At 38.6% G+C, this 20,585-nt stretch carries 19 protein-coding genes and 1 tRNA gene; all 20 read right to left on the bottom strand.

Annotated elements, in window-relative coordinates; translation table 11 throughout:
* Nucleotides 1-17: 17 nt before the first annotated feature.
* Nucleotides 18-1,220, bottom strand: a complete 1,203-nt coding sequence (locus P9M13_09205; GenBank protein ID MDP8263457.1) for a cofactor-independent phosphoglycerate mutase — start codon at nt 1,218-1,220, stop codon at nt 18-20.
* 23 nt (nt 1,221-1,243) lie between these two features.
* Complete coding sequence (gene thrC, locus P9M13_09200) at nt 1,244-2,305, bottom strand: threonine synthase (GenBank protein MDP8263456.1); 1,062 nt, start codon at nt 2,303-2,305, stop codon at nt 1,244-1,246.
* A 17-nt stretch (nt 2,306-2,322) separates the two neighbouring features.
* A complete protein-coding gene (locus P9M13_09195; GenBank protein ID MDP8263455.1) occupies nt 2,323-3,618 on the bottom strand; it encodes a homoserine dehydrogenase in 1,296 nt (431 codons plus the stop codon).
* A gap of 86 nt (nt 3,619-3,704) precedes the next feature.
* Nucleotides 3,705-3,782: transfer RNA gene (locus P9M13_09190), tRNA-Pro, on the bottom strand.
* 153 nt (nt 3,783-3,935) lie between these two features.
* The gene (locus P9M13_09185; GenBank protein MDP8263454.1) at nt 3,936-4,925 is read right to left on the bottom strand and encodes an NAD(P)H-dependent glycerol-3-phosphate dehydrogenase; all 990 of its coding nucleotides are present in this window, start codon (nt 4,923-4,925) and stop codon (nt 3,936-3,938) included.
* 17 nt (nt 4,926-4,942) lie between these two features.
* Nucleotides 4,943-5,569: a glycerol-3-phosphate 1-O-acyltransferase PlsY gene (gene plsY, locus P9M13_09180; protein ID MDP8263453.1), complete on the bottom strand. Its 627-nt coding sequence runs from the start codon at nt 5,567-5,569 to the stop codon at nt 4,943-4,945.
* Between the two features lie 432 nt (nt 5,570-6,001).
* Nucleotides 6,002-6,229 carry a NifU family protein gene (locus P9M13_09175; protein ID MDP8263452.1) on the bottom strand — a complete coding sequence of 76 codons (228 nt, stop codon included), beginning with the start codon at nt 6,227-6,229 and terminating at the stop codon, nt 6,002-6,004.
* 21 nt (nt 6,230-6,250) lie between these two features.
* Nucleotides 6,251-7,519, bottom strand: a complete 1,269-nt coding sequence (locus P9M13_09170; GenBank protein ID MDP8263451.1) for a sugar ABC transporter substrate-binding protein — start codon at nt 7,517-7,519, stop codon at nt 6,251-6,253.
* Nucleotides 7,519-9,129, bottom strand: a complete 1,611-nt coding sequence (nagZ, locus tag P9M13_09165) for a beta-N-acetylhexosaminidase (protein ID MDP8263450.1) — start codon at nt 9,127-9,129, stop codon at nt 7,519-7,521. The genes P9M13_09170 and nagZ overlap by 1 nt, the downstream gene beginning before the upstream one ends.
* 19 nt (nt 9,130-9,148) lie before the next feature.
* Complete coding sequence (gene murQ, locus P9M13_09160; protein ID MDP8263449.1) at nt 9,149-10,963, bottom strand: N-acetylmuramic acid 6-phosphate etherase; 1,815 nt, start codon at nt 10,961-10,963, stop codon at nt 9,149-9,151.
* A gap of 12 nt (nt 10,964-10,975) precedes the next feature.
* A complete protein-coding gene (locus tag P9M13_09155; GenBank protein MDP8263448.1) occupies nt 10,976-12,622 on the bottom strand; it encodes a SagB/ThcOx family dehydrogenase in 1,647 nt (548 codons plus the stop codon).
* Nucleotides 12,623-12,668: 46 nt separating this feature from the next.
* Complete coding sequence (locus P9M13_09150) at nt 12,669-12,953, bottom strand: hypothetical protein (protein ID MDP8263447.1); 285 nt, start codon at nt 12,951-12,953, stop codon at nt 12,669-12,671.
* Complete coding sequence (locus P9M13_09145; GenBank protein MDP8263446.1) at nt 12,931-14,199, bottom strand: (Fe-S)-binding protein; 1,269 nt, start codon at nt 14,197-14,199, stop codon at nt 12,931-12,933. Before P9M13_09145 ends, P9M13_09150 begins: the two co-directional genes overlap by 23 nt.
* Nucleotides 14,200-14,243: 44 nt before the next feature.
* Nucleotides 14,244-15,650: an FAD-linked oxidase C-terminal domain-containing protein gene (locus tag P9M13_09140; protein MDP8263445.1), complete on the bottom strand. Its 1,407-nt coding sequence runs from the start codon at nt 15,648-15,650 to the stop codon at nt 14,244-14,246.
* 137 nt (nt 15,651-15,787) lie between these two features.
* Nucleotides 15,788-16,204, bottom strand: a complete 417-nt coding sequence (locus tag P9M13_09135; protein MDP8263444.1) for a secondary thiamine-phosphate synthase enzyme YjbQ — start codon at nt 16,202-16,204, stop codon at nt 15,788-15,790.
* Between the two features lie 416 nt (nt 16,205-16,620).
* Nucleotides 16,621-17,349 (bottom strand): hypothetical protein, encoded by a 729-nt coding sequence (locus tag P9M13_09130; GenBank protein MDP8263443.1) that lies wholly within the window; start codon nt 17,347-17,349, stop codon nt 16,621-16,623.
* Between the two features lie 30 nt (nt 17,350-17,379).
* Nucleotides 17,380-17,970: a CDP-alcohol phosphatidyltransferase family protein gene (locus tag P9M13_09125; protein MDP8263442.1), complete on the bottom strand. Its 591-nt coding sequence runs from the start codon at nt 17,968-17,970 to the stop codon at nt 17,380-17,382.
* Nucleotides 17,945-19,270, bottom strand: a complete 1,326-nt coding sequence (gene gltX, locus P9M13_09120; GenBank protein ID MDP8263441.1) for a glutamate--tRNA ligase — start codon at nt 19,268-19,270, stop codon at nt 17,945-17,947. The genes P9M13_09125 and gltX overlap by 26 nt, the downstream gene beginning before the upstream one ends.
* A complete protein-coding gene (locus P9M13_09115; protein ID MDP8263440.1) occupies nt 19,263-19,802 on the bottom strand; it encodes a 2-oxoacid:acceptor oxidoreductase family protein in 540 nt (179 codons plus the stop codon). Before P9M13_09115 ends, gltX begins: the two co-directional genes overlap by 8 nt.
* Nucleotides 19,803-19,834: 32 nt before the next feature.
* The gene (locus P9M13_09110) at nt 19,835-20,575 is read right to left on the bottom strand and encodes a thiamine pyrophosphate-dependent enzyme (protein MDP8263439.1); all 741 of its coding nucleotides are present in this window, start codon (nt 20,573-20,575) and stop codon (nt 19,835-19,837) included.
* Between the last annotated feature and the right edge of the window lie 10 nt (nt 20,576-20,585).

Raw genomic sequence — 20,585 nt, 5'->3', positions numbered from 1 at the left:
TTCCTCCTCAAAGCTGTTTACTTTTGAATCAACATATCCATTAATGCATGTCCCTCAACAACTCCGCACGAACCCTTCTGGGCTTCGTTCTCACTCATAATTTGCATATCATCCGCATTAATGTCACTGCCACACATTACAAACGGTACCGGATCAGGAATGTGCGTTTTTACCGATAGCGGTGTGTAATGATCAGGAAGAAGAAGCACTCGATACTGGTCATATTTCGCAATACCTTCCATAATTACTTTAACTACGTGTTCATCAATATTTTCTATAGCAAGTACTTTTTGTGTGAGATCACCATTGTGTCCCGCTTCATCGGGTGCTTCAATATGCACAAACACATAGTCACAGCCCTCAGAAAGTGCCTTCAAACAGTGTTCTGCTTTACCTTTATAATTTGTATCGTAGTATCCCGTTGCCCCGGGGACATCAATAACATCCATTTTCAGCGCTTTGCCAATACCCTTCAATAACTTCACCGCGGATATGACTGCACCCCGCACACCAAAACGTTCTTGGAAACTCACCATTTGAGGTGTTTTTCCGTATCCCCACAACCAAATCATATTCGCTGGATTTTCACCATGATCAATTCTTACTTTGTTTATTTCGCATGTTCCGAGAATATTAGCCGCCTTTTCCATTAAACCGATCAAAAACTCGGACCCTTTTCCTCTCGGGATATTTGCATTAATGGGTTTACCCGTTATGTCATGAGGCGGCACACAGTGAAGTGTCCCCGACCCATCTTCAAGTTTGGCTTCATCTATAACTACAATGTTTCGATAATTCATCCCTTGATAGAACTGAACACTATCGGCCCCAAGCTCTTTATTAAGGAGATCTATTAATACCGTACCTTCTTCATTAGATATATGTCCAGCACTATAATCAGCCATCATTCCATCTGATATCGTAACAAAATTACATCGAAACGCGACCTGATTAGGCTGAAGCTCTATCCCCATATCAATAGCCTCTAACGGTCCGCGACCTGAATAACATTCTTTCGGGTCATACCCAAGTATTGAAAGATTTGCCACATCGCTAGCAGGATCCATACCTTTGGGTACATTTCTCGCTAAGCCGCCACAACCTATTTTGGCAATAGTGTCAAAATGCGGAGTACGTGCAATTTCAAGCGGGGTTTTATTGTTCAGTTCGGAAATCGGAAAATCTGCCATTCCATCGCCAACAATTACAACGTATTTCATAATAGATTCCTTATTCTCAACGTTTATAAACCAATAACTTTCAAAACTTCACTACTATCAGCTTTTACAACAACCGGATCGGAAACAGACTTAAGCGCAGTATCTGGATCTTTGAGACCATGTCCTGTTACCGTGCACGTTATCCTTACTTTTTTATCTCCAAAATAACCGCTTTTATCCTTTTTTATGACTCCGGCAAGTGATGCAGCTGATGCGGGTTCAACAAAGATTCCTTCACGTGAAGCAAGTATTTTGTACGCTTCAAGTATCTCATCATCTGTCACCTTGTCAATAAGACCGCTTGACTCGTTCATAGCGTCCACGGCTTGTTGCCAGCTTGCAGGATTTCCTATCTTAATCGCGGTCGCAATTGTCTGAGGATCTTCAATAACTCTATTCTCCACAATCGGCGCGGAACCTGCCGCTTGAAAACCAATCATCTTTGGCAGTTTTTTTATTTTATTATTTTTGTGATACTCCTTAAATCCTTTCCAATACGCAGTAATATTACCTGCATTACCAACAGGAATAGCATGATAATCAGGCACTTCCCCGTTAAACTCATCACATATTTCAAATGCAGCGCTTTTTTGTCCTTCAATACGATATGGATTTAGTGAATTCACTAACGTTATAGGATATTTATCAGTAATCTCTCTCACTATGCGCAGGGCATCATCAAAATTTCCTTCAACTGCTATCACATTAGCCCCATGTACAAGTGCTTGAGCAAGTTTACCCATTGCAATAGCACCTTTTGGAAGAAGAACAATACACTCTAACCCTGCACGTGCACTGTAAGCTGCGGCTGATGCCGAGGTATTACCTGTTGATGCGCACATCACAGCCTTTGAACCCTCTTCAACAGCCTTAGAGATAGCCATTGTCATGCCTCTATCCTTAAAAGAACCCGTGGGATTAAGTCCCTCATACTTAAAAAATATCTCTATATTACTACTGAGATATTCTGCAGAATGCTCGCCGCGTATAAGCGGTGTATCACCCTCATGTAATGAAATGACCGGCGTTTTGTCTGATACCGGTAAATATTCTCTGTATCGATCTATTATTCCGCTTGCTGCCATGGAGAACCCCTTATATATTAATCTTCCATACGTATCATTATTGTTTTGCTCTTAATAACTGATAGCCGATCAAGTTCTTTTAATGCGTTTTTCAGGTTTCTTTCTTTTGCTTTATGTGTCAGCATCAAAACAGGAACTGTCCCGCCTTTAACATTACGTTCTTTTTGCATCACCGAAGATATGCTTATCTCGTATTTACCCAAAACCCCGGCAATCTTTGCCAACACACTTGGTCTGTCCAGCGCTGATACACGCAGATATGCACGTGATTCAAACTCATCGATTTTCTTTACGCCTTTAATTTTTTTAACCGTCGTAAATGATGGTATTCTTGCAGGCGCATTATTTAGTATATTGCGGGCAATATCGACAATATCACTAATCACCGCACTTGCCGTTGGGTCCTCACCAGCACCTTTACCATAAAACATCGTCTTACCAACTACATCACCTTCAACGCATACCGCGTTATACACCCCGTTTATAGTGGACAAGAGATTATCTTTTGCAATAAGGGTCGGATGTACGCGTGCCTCTATCTTATTATCTTTTTCTTTCATGATGGCAAGAAGCTTAATAACACAACCTAATTCTCCCGCATACTCAATATCCTTTTCAGTAATTTCACTAATACCTTCAATATAAATATCCTTATAATCTATCCAGTACCCGCTTGCAAGCCGTGCGAGAATTGCTAGTTTGTGCGCAGAATCATCTCCCTCAACATCAAACGTTGGATCGCTTTCAGCATATCCTTTTTCTTGTGCCTCTTTGAGCGTTTCTGAAAACTCACTTCCATCTTTAGTCATTTTGGTAAGAATATAGTTTGCCGTACCATTAACGATACCAAATATTGAGCTTATGTTATTTCCGACAAATCCTTCTCTTAATGCCTTAATAATAGGAATACCACCGGCAACACTCGCTTCATAGAATATCGATCTTCCGGCCTTTTCAGCTGCTGCAGCTAATTCTTTACCGTGAACAGCTAAAAGCGCTTTGTTTGCCGTTACTATATGCTTACCATTTTTTAATGCCTTTAAAATAAATGATTTAGCAGGCTCGTAACCGCCAACCAGCTCAACAATAATATCTATATCGGGATCATTTAAAAGTTTATGAGCATCTTTCGTTAAAAGCGATTGAGGGACAGAGACACTTCGTTTCTTCTTTATATCAATGTCCGCGATACCCTTAATTTTGATCTGAGCACCAAGACGCTCAGATAATAGTGAAGCATTCTTTTTAAGATTCTTCACTACTCCCGTTCCGATCGTTCCAAAACCTATAATGCCGATTTGTATAGCTTTCATAATACGATTCTCCAAATATAAATAATAATCTATCAGTTATACCTAATATATACCATACGAATCACGAGTTGCGAGATACGTACTAATGGTCGGAGCGAGTGGATTTGAACCACCGACCTCACCCACCCCAAGGGTGTGCGCTATCCAGGCTGCGCTACGCTCCGAAAAACCTTTACAGTAAATATCGAACTAGAGATTGTATCACAGCAAATATACTTTTAGCATCAAAATTATATACCGACAAAAAATATAATTAATAATTAATTTTGTGTTTTAGTTTTTCGCTTATAGCTTGCAGCTTGAATCTTATAGCTTTTTTAATGTTCTGCTTTAAGATTCCTCATCATAAGCTCTTCTACTGCTTTCAACGGCTTCTTTTTCTCATACAACACATTGTATACCTGTTGACTAATTGGCATCTCCACACCAGAAGAAGTACATATCTGCTGGACAGATTTTGTTGTCCGATATCCTTCAACAACCATTTCTGTAGTATTGAGCGCTTCATCAACACTCATTCCCTTGCCGATCATCTCGCCAAACGCTCTGTTACGACTGTGCCTGCTCATACAAGTAGTAATAAGATCGCCTATACCGCTCAAACCGGAAAAAGTCTTTGCCTGACCGCCTAGCGCAACACCTAAACGCATCATTTCTGCTATACCGCGTGTCATGAGTGCCGCCTTAGCATTATCTCCAAAACCCAAGCCGTCACTGATACCTGCAGCAATAGCAACAACATTTTTTAATGCCCCGCCAAGCTCGACACCAACAATGTCTGTATTGGTATAGACACGAAACGTATTTGAATTAAAGAGTTCCTGCGCGCCTCGCGCATCATCCTCATTTTTTGATGCAATGGTCACACTTGTTGGTATTCCTCGCGCCACTTCTTCGGCATGGCTCGGCCCGGAAAGAGCAGCTAAACGCAAGGGAGATACCTCTTCAGATACTATCTCACTCATTCTTTTTAAGGTATCATTTTCAATACCCTTCGAAACAGTAATAAATAACTGTTTTGTGCAATCTATATCCTTGAGTTGAGACACAACAGATCTCACATAATGTGAAGGGACCGCTACAATGACCACTTCCGAATCACTTACCATTTGTATCAGATCAGCACCAAAAATCACAGTCTCAGGAATATCTATTCCCGGCAAAAATTTACTGTTCACATGAGTTTGATTTAAAAGGGCTATATATTCTGGAAATGGCCCCCAAATAGTAACTTCATTACCTTTTTTCGCTAAATGTACTCCTAGGGTAGTTCCCCACCCGCCATCACCAATAACCGCTATCTTCATAGTATCACCTAACGTGTTTATTTCTCAACCCCACCTTTTTGGCCAATCTTATTTTCCGTACCAACTCTCAGTCTCTGAATATTTGATCTGTGTCGAATAATTATTATAAGTGCAATAAAAACACTAAATATCTTAAGCTCAACAGGCTCACCAAAAACAAAAGTCCCGACAACAAAAGCAACTGCTGCAACCATCGAACTTAGTGACACATAGCGTGATATTTTAGCACACACTATCCAGACAATTGATGAAAAGAGCACCACAAGTGGAGCTATGCCAAATAAAGCACCCGTACTTGTTGCAACTCCTTTGCCCCCTTTAAAACCTAAGAATAATGTCCACGTATGGCCACATATTACGCCAATAACACACAGTAACTGAAACAATGTGTAACTCATCCCCAATGAATCGCTATAAAACAAAAAGGGTAAAAGGGTTACGACTACAAACCCTTTCAGCATATCGAGAACCAAAGTAGTAATCCCCGGCCCTTTCCCTAAAGTCCTCATCACGTTAGTAGCACCAATATTCTTACTTCCAACAGTGCGTATATCAACACCTTTGACGTATTTGGCTATTAGAAATCCAAACGGTATTGATCCAACAATATAACTTAAAAAGACTGCAACTATAACTGTACCCATAGGACTATGTATTCTAATACGGGTCAAGGACTTAGTAAAGCATTTTCAATGGTTCTATTTTGTAGAATTAGACGCGAAGTGACCTTAGAGGGATAATCGGGCTTTTTCAGCCGATTCAATAATTGCGTTCATATCAAGTTTTTGGGGTTCGTGTTTCATGAGGAGAAGATAATACTGGAAAAATTCAATTATCTGTGCGCTTTTTGATGGCGGGTTAGTTTCCAAGAAACGTAAAGCGGTCAAGAAGCCTTTGACCGTAGTCGGGGAGGAAGTAAAAAAAAAGGGGCTACCATTACCATATAATGATAGCCCGCAATATATGTGATCCCCCCTAGATTTTCTCGGATAAATCCTCCAAAATCATAAAGAATGGGGGATAGTTCGACTTTGTAACATTCACATGCCTTTCAGCATATGACTATTACAGTCTCACTACGATACAGACTCAACAGATGTTACTTCAGGTACTTCATTCTTTACTGCTTTTTCAACACCTTCTTTTAATGTCATTTGTGCCATAGGGCATCCTGAACATGCACCGGTAAGTTTTACTTTTACAACGCCACTTGCTTCATCAACATCAACAAGTTCAATGTTTCCGCCATCTGCTTGTAATGCGGGTCTTATTGTTTTAAGTGCTTTTTCAACTTTATCTTTCATTTCTGCCCCCTTAGTTATGTATTAATGTATTGTTTCGTCCTTTTTCAGGATATCGTTTCCTCGTTTTGATATATCACTCACTGCTTCCTGTATCGTAAGCTGGTCATATATCACTTTTTCAACGTCAGGCCCAATAACCTTATCTACATACTCAAACCAGTTCGCTAACCCGGGATTTTCTGTTTCAGAAGAATTAATTGAATCAACAAAAATTGACACGTCTTTAGGTGGATAATGCATGAATTCTTTTGAATATGCAACAGATTTTATAGCCGGCACACAATTTCTTGACTCTGCGGCAAGTTGCATTGCGGCATCACTAGATAAAAATTTAACAAGCTTCCATGCCTCTTCAGGATGCTGGGATGATGAGTTAATGCAGTTACCGCCAACAGCAAGCCGTGAAAAGCGTTCTTTGCCTTTTGGAACATAGGTAACATCCCAATCAAATGTGTCTATACTACCAAACTCAACAAGCATATATGTTCTCCCCACAAGCATCCCAATTTTGCCTGTTGAAAAAAGTGATACCCCATCCATCATCTCAACATCTCTAATTTGCGCTTGAGATGGGACAACACCACTATTTCGCAACTCTTTTAAAAACTCTAAGGCCTCTTTTGTTTGTTCCGTATCTACAATACAGTCTGTAAGATCATGATTAAAGAATTTCCCTCCAAACGATCGAATCACAAGCGTTGGCCGTGGCTGTAATGTACCGTATTCAATCGTTACATCTTTTTGTTTTTTAGTAAGTTTTTGGGCAACATCCATAAATGTATCCCACGACCAATCGCTTGTTGGGTAAGGGATCGAATGCATATCAAACATATCTTTATTATAAAACAATATATCAGTACTGAAATGGTATGGCATGAGGTAAAGCAATCCATCTATCGTAGATGCTTCAACTGTTTCAGGAAAATACGTATCGAAATTGACCGAATTGTCAATCTTAGCAAACTGATTAAGAGAAAGAATCTTCTTTTTGTGTACCAAACCATATAACCTGTCTGAAACATAATAAAAAACATCCGGGGCATTGTTTGCCGCAAACTGCGTATGTAATTTCCTGAATCCTGTCGGTGATATCTGAACATGGACTTTTATCACGGGATACTGTCTCTCGAATTCTGCTATAAGCTTTTTAAGAAGTTTTCTCTGCTTAGGCAACGTCTCAATAGTTTGATAGGTAATGTGTATTTTACCGTCATCTTTTTTTGTGCAACCGTAACACATCATCACGCAAATACATAATCCCACAAGTAGTAGTTTTCTTATACCGTACATTATTTTTTACCTTTTACATTTTGTTTGTTCTTCTCTCTCTTCTGAGATATATCGAGCTCGACAGGCATAATGCCTTTTGCTTCAATCTCACCAAATAACACTTCTACAAGCCCCTTGATAGAACAGCTTCTGAATCCATATGTCGCAACAGTCGTCTGCGCGCCTTTAACACATGCGAGATCAAATGGATTTCTTATCGCGACAATTACCGTATCATTCCTTTTTTCACACAATTTACCGACAAAATCTGCTTGTGCCTCATTCAAATGCGCGTTGTAGGTAAGCATAATTATACGGTGGTACTCTTCAAGATCATCAAATATCTTTTTATCATTAACCGTTGGAGACAATTCAATACGGTGTAAACATGAATCATTATGCCGTATTTTTATCATCTCAATTAAAACATCATCTTCACCATTAAATTCTTCTACTTGTGTTAAGGCCTCATATTTCGGAGCAATTATCAAAAGTTTCTCATGCTGTTCAAGAAATAATGGGAGGATATGCATATCGTTTTTTACAATAGTTATCGAATCTCGTCCTATTCGCTCAGCAATCATATGATGCACCTGTATCGCATCTCGCACAACATTAAATCTGGGTTGCGCGGTAATAAGATCTTTTTTAGCGGTATTAATTCTCTCATAACTTTTCTCTATCCTCTCATGGGATATCTTTCCTTTCAAAACATTCTGAATAAGTATCTTTAATGCCTTTTTTTGCTTACCAAGGGTATGACACATAAGTATTATATCGTTACCCGCATCAACTGCTTTAGGGATACTTTCATCAAGATCATAATATTTTTCAATAGCGCCCATCTCCATATCATCGGTAACAATAAGTCCTTTGTACCCGAGTTCATTTCGGAGAAGCTTTGTTAAAATATTTGCAGATAACGTTGCAGGTAAAATCTTATTTTCGGTAAGCTCAGGATACATGCAATGTGCCGGCATAATCATTTTCACGTGCGCTTTTATTGCGGCAATAAATGGTTTTAAAGCATGTTTTTTCAACCAATCGCCAGACACATTGTTACGCGGTAGATCAATATGTGAATCAACAGGGACATCACCAATTCCCGGAAAATGTTTTGCACATGACACTACACCGTATTTTTGCATCGCAATTATCATCTCTTTCCCGAACACACTTACTTTATCTGCATCGTCTCCAAAAGAACGTACACCAGTAAGTGGATTATCAGGATTAGAGCACACATCCAAGACTGGAGCAAAATTAACATTAATGCCAAGAAGCATAAGTTCTAATGCTGCTATTCTTCCCGCCGCATACGCACAGTCACCGCTATTGATACTGCCAATTGCCATATTACCCGGCAGAACAGTTACCCCATCAATAATTCTTTGAACAACACCGCCTTCATGATCAATTGCAATAAAAAGAGGTGTATCACTCACTGTTTTCCTTATCCCCTGAAGCTTATAACAAAAACGCGTGACTTGACCTATATTTTTTATGTTCCTTGCAAAAAGTATCACACCACCAATATGGTGTTCAGTTATAAGCTTTTCCAGCCTTTTTGTTACTGAAAGACCATCAAAGCCTACGATAAACATCTCACCAATTTTTTTACGTATATCCATATATACCTAGTAATCCCTATTACTCCAAACAGAGTACTTTGTCAATCGTTACACCTTGTGTCGCCATAAGCGCTTTTGCGGCTTTATATCCGACATTTTTATGTTTCATTACTATTGCAAGCTCTACATTGCCTTGTGATTTCTTTAATAGTCTCTGGGCTTGTTGGAGCGTGCATCCTGTCACTTCTGAAACAATATTCTGTGCCCGTAAAACAAGTTTTTTATTCGTCGGCTGCACATTGATCATTAAGTCATTATATACTTTACCAACACGAATCATCGTTATTGTTGAAAACATATTCAGAATCATCTTCGTCGCTGTCCCCGCCTTCAACCTACTTGATCCGCGCACCAGTTCTTCTCCAAGTGATACTGCTATAGTCACGGGGCATATTTTTTTAAACTGCACGTCACTCTTACACGAAACCCCTATTGTATGCGCTTTCATCTTCTTTGCGTACCGCAGCGCACCCAATACATATGGCGTATTACCACTTGCAGCAATGCCCACCACAACGTCTTTAGATAAAACCCCATGATCTTTTAAATCACGAGCACCCTCTTCGGCATTATCCTCAGCACCTTCTACCGAATACCTTAGCGCCGTATCGCCACCAGCAATAATCCCGACAACTCTATCAGAACAAACGCCAAACGTTGGAGGACATTCCGATGCATCTAAAACGCCCAGCCTCCCACTTGTTCCAGCACCAACGTAAAACAATCTTCCCCCGCGTTTATATGCAGAGGTAATTATATCTATTGCCTGAACAATCGATTCTTTCTGCTGTTCAACGGCTCCGGCAACTTTCTTATCTTCATGTATCATCGATTGAACTAATTCACTTGTCTTTTTTTTCGCAGTAGAAGGAGAAGTAGTGTTCTTTTGTTTCTTTTGTAATAAGTCAAAATCTTTATAAAATTGTTTCGCAATAAGTGCAGCGCCATAAACACCATCATGTTTTGGTCGTATCACCTCGACATTTCTACCATACTGTTTTATCCCATTTTTTACACGGTTAAAAAATTGCAATTCTTTTTTAAATATACCTCCGGCTAAAACTACTGAAAACCGTTCATTTACCATCTTTAGTCTATCAATCGTAATTTTTACTGATTCAATTAAGGAATGTGCCGCATGAGAAATAATGTATTGGGAGACTCTATCACCATCACGGGCACAATCAAAGACGTTTGGAGCAAGTGACGAAATAGCATCTTTGGGTGCATTACTTGCCCAATCAACAATCTCATCAAATGTTGTAAGACCGATACTCTTTGATACGCTTTCAGTAAGAACAGTAGACATCATTCGATAATCTTTTGCTTTTACAACCGCTCTTAACGCACTCAGTCCGATATGGTAACCGCTCCCTTCATCATCAAGCAAATGCCCCCATCCCCCGACATTAAACTGCACACCTTTTTTATTAATACCAAATATATTTGATCCGGTCCCTGAGATAACAACAATCCCGTGAGGGCTGCCCGTGCCGCCAATTAATCCAGATACCATATCGCTTGTTACAACGATTTTTTGAGCATATCCAGTACTTCTTGTAATATGTACGATGTTTTCGAAATCTTTTTTTCTGCTTACACCGGCAAGACACAATGAAATACGGGTAATATGAGATTGTTTTAGACCTGCCTTATTTATTAATCCGGTAAGTACCGTTTGAATATTAACACGTGCTTGTTCGATTCCTACTGAATGGTAGTTTGAAGGGCCAGCACTACAAACTACAATCTTTTTTAAAGCATTATCAACAACAATACCGCTTGTTTTTGTTCCACCACCCTCTATTCCAATGTAATACTTTATATTCTTCATAATTTTATCAGATTATCTTTGAAGTCTACCTACCGTAACAAAATACACAACCGACTCATGTACCCCGTCAATTTTTACAATATCATTAATCGGCTTATCCAAATAAGCGCCGACACCGCACGCACCTAAACCCATTGATTCTGCACTCAAATACACATGCTCTCCAATACAACCCGCATCAATTAACGCATTTCTGTATCCTCTATCACCATAAAAAGATACTGCACGATCAAAGTGTATAGCCATCATCACAATAAAATTAGCATCTCCTACAAAACGCTGCCCGAGACTTGCATCAGCACATTGTTTTCTATAATCACCCTGTCTTATAACTTCAAGCCGGCTATACTGCGGTGAATAGTAATATATTCCCGGTTTAATACCTTTTACATTATGTATCCCAACATATATATCTATAGGATAATTATTTGAAAGAGACGGATATACATATCCTGTTCTTTTTAAAAATCCTGCTGAATACGTAAGAATATATGATAGAAGATCAGCTGGTATTGCCTGGTCCCAATAGTCACGATTTGAACGACGATAATAAATTATTTCATCAAGCCTTGTTCCCTTCATACTTTGTGGAGAGTCAATTTTAACAACCTCAAATCCTTTCTGTCTTGCCTTTTCTAAAACACTGTCCTGTGAAAGGTTTAGCACAAAAGCAGGTGCAGAGTCTCTAATTGATTCGTCCAGAGCACAACCCAATTGTTCCTTTGTGCCTTCATTATATTCAGAATCGACCTCTTCGCTTTTTGCCCTTTTTATACTTTTTGTCAATTTTGTAGGAGCTTTACCCCATTTTTGCACGTTACCAATAGCACATGCAAAGGCTGGTGATTCTATATCACCGTCAATCTCAAGAAGCTCAATAAGTTTGTTATCATCAAATACCCCTATACCCTTTGATCCTAACCCTAACGATTCTGCAGTCAAACACATATTCGCCTCAACATGCCCCGCATCTAAATAACTGTACCGATATCCTCTCAGCCCATATTTGTATGTTGCCCTTGAAAAAACATTCGTTACAACACACACGATATCAGCATTTTCGAGTGTGGGATCATTGCAGATTTCAGCACACACTTTTCTCATGTCAGCTTCTTTAATTAGTGCAACACTATTATCCTTTACATTATAGTGATACAGCCCTCCGGTCAAACCTGCTACATTATTTACTATTACATAGAGTTCAAGTGGATATAGCGCTCCCGCAGAAGGTGCTGCACGTAACACAAATGTACCGCGTTGATACTGAAAAACCTTGGTTGGTCCATCTGAATAGAAAAGAAGTGCCGATAAATCATTGAACGATATACCGCTGGTAGAAAATTCGCTAACTGGTTGCCGTTTTTTGACTGTATCCTCAAATCGCACATTCCCGAGGTCGCTATCAATGTTTAAGGGAATATGCTTTTCCCCGGCATAGAGTTTTTGTGTTCCTGGCGGTGTTCCACGACGAAAGGGATTTCCGTCTCTCAAATTTTCATATGTATGATTTGACTCACGATGGTAACGCGCGTATACATTCATTTTTTTTATTTTCTTTTCTGATTGTATATCACTGGTATCAGCTTGAAGAAATTGAGAATATACGAGTGTACTGCTAAACGCAAAAATCAATAAACAGTTTCGATAAAGATGTTTCACTCATCTCACCTGCTACGGGGTTGAGAAACAAGAATACGACTAATCTCTAATTATTATTAAACGTATATCCACATACCTGAAGAACCTGCTCATTATGTACTCTCGGATATTTTCTGCAGTTAAGCGGTCTAATCGGGTAAATAGCGCAATAAGAATTTATCCTGTTCTTTTCATCTTCAAAACGAAGAAACGGGCATTCATTAGGTAAAGAACAGCACGACCCGCATCTTTTACATTCTCCGACACGATTATCGTCTACCGGCAATATACTGGTAAGAGTTCTTTTAATTTTTTGTCTCCATGTATTCTTAGGAATTCGATTTGTTTCCATCTTGTTCAATGCTCCTTTGTAAAAGTTGTATTATATGTATCACTTCACAATTAATCCCGTAATCAGCTAACTGCCCTTTCAATTGCATTACACAACTCGGGCAGGCAGTAACAACAACCTCAGCTTTCGATTTTTGCACTGCATCAGCCTTCTCCTTAAATATATCTTTTGATACAGCAGCGTTCATTATACCAAAAGTTCCTGCCATTCCACAGCATTTATCTGCATTTTCCATTTCACAGTACTCCGATGACATTTTCAACAGATCTCTTGGTTGAGAGCTAATATTCAAACCATACTTTAAATGACAAGGATCATGATACGTTGTTTTCAAGTTAATTTTAGGTACTTCAACATGCAATATATCTGACAAGAAATATGTAATATCAACGCACCGGCGAGCATATTCTTTAGCGTTATCACCTGCTAATTCTTCATAGTCTCGTACAAATGTACCTGTACAGGTTCCACATGTTGAAACAATATAATCAACAGTATCATCCTTGATTGCTGATATATTGTTCTTTGCTAGATACGTTGCTGTTTCCTCGTCGCCATCCGAAATCGCTGGGATGCCACAACACAATTCATTTTTTGATATAAGAACATCTACACCATAGTGATTAAGAACATCTATCGTTGCGCGTATTACCTCAGGATAAAGATAATTTACGACACACCCAACAAATAACATCACACGGTATCGCGGATTTTTCACCGTGTGCTTTCCGGCATATAATTGCAAAGCTGATCTTTTTGATATAACAGGAGAAGTTGCCAAACCACGATAAAAGAACGGTATTTTTTTTATCCACTGTATAGAAGCATTAGGTCTCGCTTTTTGCAGAAAATACCCTATACGCATCATCAGATCAAGAACCCACCTGTTTTTTAAAACAAACCCTATAGTATGTTTCTTTACTTTATAGCAAGGGACTTCTTTGCCAAGCATTCCGCGAACACCCCTTATAAGCTTATCAAAATCAACTTTTGATGGACATTCACTAGAACATCTCAAACATCGCATACAGGTGGACATGCTTTTGAGTACTTCCGGAGAAAGGTCAATCTGGTTAGAAATTAATGCGCCTGCGAGACTAATTCGACCACGAGTGCCTAACTTCTCATCTCGTGTTTGCATAAAAACCGGACAAAAAGAACGGCATTTACCGCATTTAGAGCATTTAGATACTTCCGTTTCCCATAGAGCCTTATACTGTTTTTTTAAATCTTTCTTTTTACTCATAACTTCATATTATCACACACATGCATACATTATCTCGATATGTGTTACTTTCTATACACCCTTTGTTTTGAGGGGTCAAATATCTTGCCCGGATTAAGTATACCTTTAGGATCAAACAACTCTTTTATTTTCATCATGATAGTAATTTCTTCTTGTCCTAGTTCAAGGTGTAAAAATTGTGCCTTGGTATTACCAATACCATGTTCGCCTGAAAGCGTCCCTTCAAGCTCAATAGTTCGTTTAAATATCTCTTCAACAGCAGCCTCACCTCTCCTCAATTGGTCTTCATCATCAAAATCTACCATAACATTCAAATGAATATTACCATCTCCCGCATGACCAAAACTCACTATAATTACAGAATATGCTTTTGATATTTTTTCTATAGACTCCAGCATTTTGGGGATAGCACTGCGCGGAACACATATATCCTCATTAATTTTTCCGGAGCTGAACTGGTACAGTGCCGGAGAGACAGATTTTCTTAATGACCACAGCAATTCACGCTCCTGATCATCTTGAGCTATCTGAACTTTGTAGGCACCATGTTTTTTACATTCTTCTTGAATCTGGCCTATTTCTTTTTCGATAGTTGAAGTAACGCCATCAACTTCTATAAGCAGTAATGCCTGTGCTTTTCCTTCAGATATGTTCGTTTCTTTATATTTCTCAACACATTCAATTGTTCTTTTATCCATAAATTCAAGTGTTCTCGGGACAATTTTATTTTTTATAATCGAGGTAACAGACTGGGCGGCATTCATAATATCATCATAAAACGCTACACACGTTTTTACGCTTTCGGGGATAGGAATAAGTCGAATGATTATTTGTGTAAATACTCCGAGAGTCCCTTCTGAGCCGACAAGTAAACGTACTATATCATATCCTGTTACACCCTTAAGTGTTTTAACGCCAAAATTAACTATGTCTCCGTTTGCCAGAACAACTTCCATCCCCAAAACATAATCTCTGGTAACACCATATTTTAGGCATCTGAGACCTCCGGCACACTCAGCAACGTTTCCTCCAATGGTTGAAAATTCATTGCTTGCCGGATCAGGGGGATAAAATAACCCTTCTTGTGCTACAACATTTTGAAGGTCACTTACCACAACACCGGGTTCAACACGCGCAATAAGATTATCTGTATCTAACTCCAATATCTTGTTCATGCGCATCATATCAAGTACAATACCGCCTTCAAGAGGGACTGATCCCCCCGTAAGACCCGAAGCTGCTCCCCTTGTATACACGGGAAGCTCCTCACTGTATGCAACCTTCATGATATCTGATACTTCACGAGTTGATTGGGGCTTAACAACGATATCAGGAAGGAAATTCTGCTTCGATGCATCGTATGAATAGCAAATGCGATCAGCCATTGAATCACAAAGATTGTCTTTTCCAACAATGTTCTTAAGTTGTTTTACTATGTCTTTTGATAGCATTTTATTTACGCTCTTGGTTTTATATTTTCTTACAGCATATAGCTTACAGCTTAAAGCTGTTTCACGGTGTTAGATTCTTGGTTTTAGTGTTTTATTGTTTTTTCTTACAGCTTACAACTTACAGCTTATAGCTGAAATCACTCTCCTATTATCTTAATTAAAACTCTTTTTTTTCTCATACCGTCAAACTCACCATAAAAAATCTGTTCCCATGGGCCAAAGTCGAGCCTTCCGTTCGTTATTGCAACAACCACTTCTCTGCCCATTATCGTACGTTTTAAATGCGCATCGCCATTATCTTCACCGGTACCATGATGCTGATATTTATCAACACCATAGGGAGCAAGTTTTTCAAGCCATGACATAAAATCGTTATGGAGACCTCTTTCATTATCGTTAATAAATACACTTGCGGTGATGTGCATTGCGTTAACCAAGCAGAGCCCTTCTTTTACGTCACTCTTTGCCAATGCCTCCTCAACATGAGATGTAATATTAAGAAATTCATACCGTTTCTTAGTAGTAAAATACAATTCTTGCCTATAAGTCTTCATAAAACCTCCTATATAAATATGTACAGTACATATTTATGTTCTCATAACTATATAACTATTACAATATCAAACATGGAGATATGTATCCACCTTCAATTACTGAGACATTTCAAATGGTATTAATTCTTTCTCTCTTAGTCCCCCTCGTTACTGACCCATTACAGATTTTTCCTATTTACTATTGACAAATTTCAGTACATCCACTATACTGTAGATGTAAGCTGAAAGGAAAGATATGTCCCTGTTGTGTTCGTTATTTTGGTTAGTGTTAGTGAGCCAACAAATTTTTATGGGAGACTGGTGTTCGGATTATTAGATATTTAATAATTTGACAAGGATCCACGTTAACCGATCGACTCACAAGACTTCCCAGAGACGGCATTTACGGGGACTTTTTTTGTGGAATAATACGGTGTTTATACCCTGCCAAGCTTAAAGATATACAAATATTGATTCTTTATCTGTTTAGTCATTCCCGCTATAAACTCCTCTAACGTAACAACCTCTGATAAATAGACAAATAAGAAACCAAGAAATGCAATGTTTGCGAGATAGATAAAGAAAATAGAGAATAGGGCGCCATTCTCTTTTATATCATCCTGCTCCTTAAGAATGACATATATTGTCAGAACAAAATGAAATGCCCAGCTAAATCCCAATATAAAGTGAAATATATCATTACCTAGGTGTCCTATTCGCCAGAAAGAAATAATTACAAGATACACCAATACTGCAAGAAATGTATAAAACGAAAAGAAATACGGTGCAAGTGCAATTAAAAAATTTGATTTTGTTACTGTTACACTGCCGCCATCAACTGTTGCAGAAAAGTCTTTTACTTTACCTTTAAATAACCACGTCCATAATACATGAGATAATTCATGGCCATATACATATGTTTTGATAGGATTCTGCAATATGCTATAGATGATGACATACACAACAAATCCAACAATAAACCAATATTGATTTTTTACGAGGTCTCCCCTGATAAAAAACAGTTTATAAAATGCTATCGTAGCGCCAATACATGCAGGAATAAGTATGATACCTATTACAAACTTGATAAATTTATAAATATCTCTTTTGCTCTGAAGCTTCCCTGTTCCTCCGCTTTCACTTTTCGCTCGAGCTTTTAGTCTCACTGTTTACCTTTCAGATATAAAAAAACTCTATCACTTCGCATGTTCGTTATTGTGTGATTGACTTCCATTAAACTGCTTACTCCCCGAATAAATGTATCCCAACCCTGAAACTATTGTAAATCCTCCTGCAAACCTCCAGATATATTCAGGATGAGGAAACATAAAGAGTATCCATATAATCATAGTCATTTGAAAAAAAGTTGTCATTTTACCAAGAAAACTCGGCTCTACCCTCAAAGTCCCTGTCATTAGATATATAATCAGTGATCCCATCACAATTATTATATCACGACTAATAACTGAGGTAATAATCCAGAGCGGCAACGTCACAAAGTGCTCTGATGGAATACTGAAAACAATAACTGTGCTGACAAGCAAAAATTTGTCTGCAATAGGATCTAAATAGGTGCCTAACTTTGTTTGTTGTTTATATGCACGGGCAATATATCCATCAACTGCATCAGAAACAACAGCCAAAAAAAATACACTTACCGCAAGCATCCAATATGCTTCACCCGTACCACTCGGCATCTGCCTAAATTTGAGTATCAGTCCGATGAATACCGGAATCAAGATAATTCTTAGAATGGTTATTCTATTTGCAAGATTCATTACATACATTAAGTAGATTCTCCAACCTTTGTAAAACCGTGTCCTTCCCTAATACCACCATTGTTTCAAATAAACCTGGGCTCACTGTTTTACCTGTTAATGCTATTCGAATTGATTGAAAAAAATGTTTAGTCTTTAATCCGCATTCTTCATTAATTGTCCGACATAATTCTTCAATCGAATTTTCGTCAAAGTTTGATAGTTCATTAATTCTGTCACGTACAATTTCTAATGCGTTAATTATACCATCTTTCATAATAAATTTACTGCAGAGTTCTTCTGAATAATCAATTTTACCCACAAAGAAGAAATCACCCATATCAAAAAAATCATTGATAACTTTCACACGATCTTTAAATAAATCTATTATCGTGTTTAATGTATTTTTATCGTATTTATCGGTAATCGCGCCCTTTGCTATTAAATACGTATGTACCCTATCATATAGAATCTGCCTATCCTCTTTGCGAATATACATGCCATTCATCCACGAAAGCTTATCAATTGAAAACACCGCGCTTTTTTTACTCACTTTATCTAAGGTAAACTCTCTTATCATTTCTTCACCAGAAAATATCTCGCGATCATCCCCTGGTGACCACCCTAAAAGCAGCAAATAGTTATTCAATGCTTCTCGCAGATAGCCTTCATCTTTATAATAGGTAACAGATGTCGCTCCATGACGTTTTGATAAGCGCGCTTTATCTTCCCCCAAAATCATTGGGACATGAGCATAGTGTGGCAAATCAAAACCAAGCGCTTCATAAAGAGGTATTTGTTTGGGAGTATTGGAAATATGATCATCTCCGCGAATGATATGTGTTATATTCATGAGAGCATCGTCAATCGTGCAGGCAAAATTGTAGGTCGGCATGCCATCAGATTTTATAATGACAAGATCTTTTATAAGCGCATTATCAAATTCTATGTTCCCATATATAAGATCTTTTAAGACAACTGTCTCGTGAGGTATTCTAAATATGAGTGCGCGTCTACCTTGCTCATCCGTCTCTGAATAATATGCTTTTTCTTCTTTCAATAATTGTTCAGCATACCGAGAGTATATAGGAAGACGTTCAGACTGAAAAAAAGGACCTTCATCCCAATCAAGTCCTAGCCACTGAAGACTTTCTAAAATAGTAGTTACTGCCTCTTCACTTGATCTGGCACGATCCGTATCTTCAATCCTTAAAACGTATGTACCGTTATTGTGTCGTGCATATAACCAGTTAAATAGCGCGGTACGTACCCCCCCGATATGCAAATATCCGGTGGGACTCGGTGCAAATCTCGTTCTAATATTACCCATTTCCTCTTGTCCATCCTTCACGAATTGCTATTTCATTAATCTTTCTCAATTCTTCTTTCTTATGGCCAAACATTTCATTAAACGATGCAATAAGAGATTTAATTGAAATGACATTTGTCTTTCCAGAGTAGGCACCTAACATGACCATGTTCGCTGATTTTATAGACCCATGAGTTTGGGCAATGTCAGTTGCACTAATAAAAAGGTAATCTATATCTGTACGTTTTTCTTTTTTCGTAACAATTGAATCGTTCACTACCATAAGACCGCCCGTTTTCACAAGCCCTTCAAACTTGTCTTTTGATGGAGCATTAAAGACAAGTACCGTATCTGGCACTAAAACCACTGGCGATGCGATTTCCTCATCGGATATAATAACATTAACATTCGCGGTACCACCTCTTACTTCCGCTCCGTATGAAGGCATATATGTTACTTCCTTGCCTTCTTTTATAGCCGCATCAGCAAGAACTTTTCCCGCAAGAAGTATACCCTGCCCACCAGATCCTGATATGATAATTTTTCGAATCATATTACTTTTCCTCGAATCGTAATCGTGCACATCTATTTTGTTTTGTCTTTGTATACACCTAATGAAAAATATGGAAGCAATACGTCTTTCACATAATCAATTGATCGTATGGGGTCAAGACCCCAATATGTTGGACACTGCGAAACAATCTCAACGATTGAAAAACCCTGCTTATCAATTTGTGTTTGAAATGCTTTTTGAATTGCTTTTTTTGCTTTTATTATCTCTGTTGGCGCGTGAAGAGAAACACGTATGGCATAAGCAACTCCGGATAACTGCGATAAAAGCTCACAAATTTTAAGTGGCGCCCCATATTCTTCGTATGATCTTCCTTGGGGAGTGGTCAATGTCGTTTGATTAACGAGTGTCGTTGGAGCCATCTGTCCGCCGGTCATCCCATATACCGTATTATTGACAAAGATAACCGTTATATTCTCTCCACGATTCGCCGCGTGAACTATTTCTGCAGTACCAATAGCAGCAAGGTCTCCATCTCCCTGATAACTAAACACTATAGAATCAGGTCGAGCTCTTTTTATGCCCGTTGCAACAGCCGGTGTTCTTCCATGTGCAGCTTCACACACATCAAAATTCCAGTAATCATATCCCAAAACTGCACACCCAACAGGCGCAATGCCAATTGTTTTTTCTCTGATATTAAGTTCATCTATTACTTCACAGAGAATTCGATGCGCAATACCATGACCACAACCGCCACAATAGTGAGTGTGAGCATCTTTTAAACTTTTAGTTCTTCCAAATACCTTTTTCAAGAAATACTCC

Origin of the sequence: Candidatus Ancaeobacter aquaticus, from assembly GCA_030765405.1 — a bacterium.
Taxonomy (GTDB): domain Bacteria; phylum Auribacterota; class Ancaeobacteria; order Ancaeobacterales; family Ancaeobacteraceae; genus Ancaeobacter; species Ancaeobacter aquaticus.
This window is presented reverse-complemented; position numbering and strand designations above follow the sequence as displayed.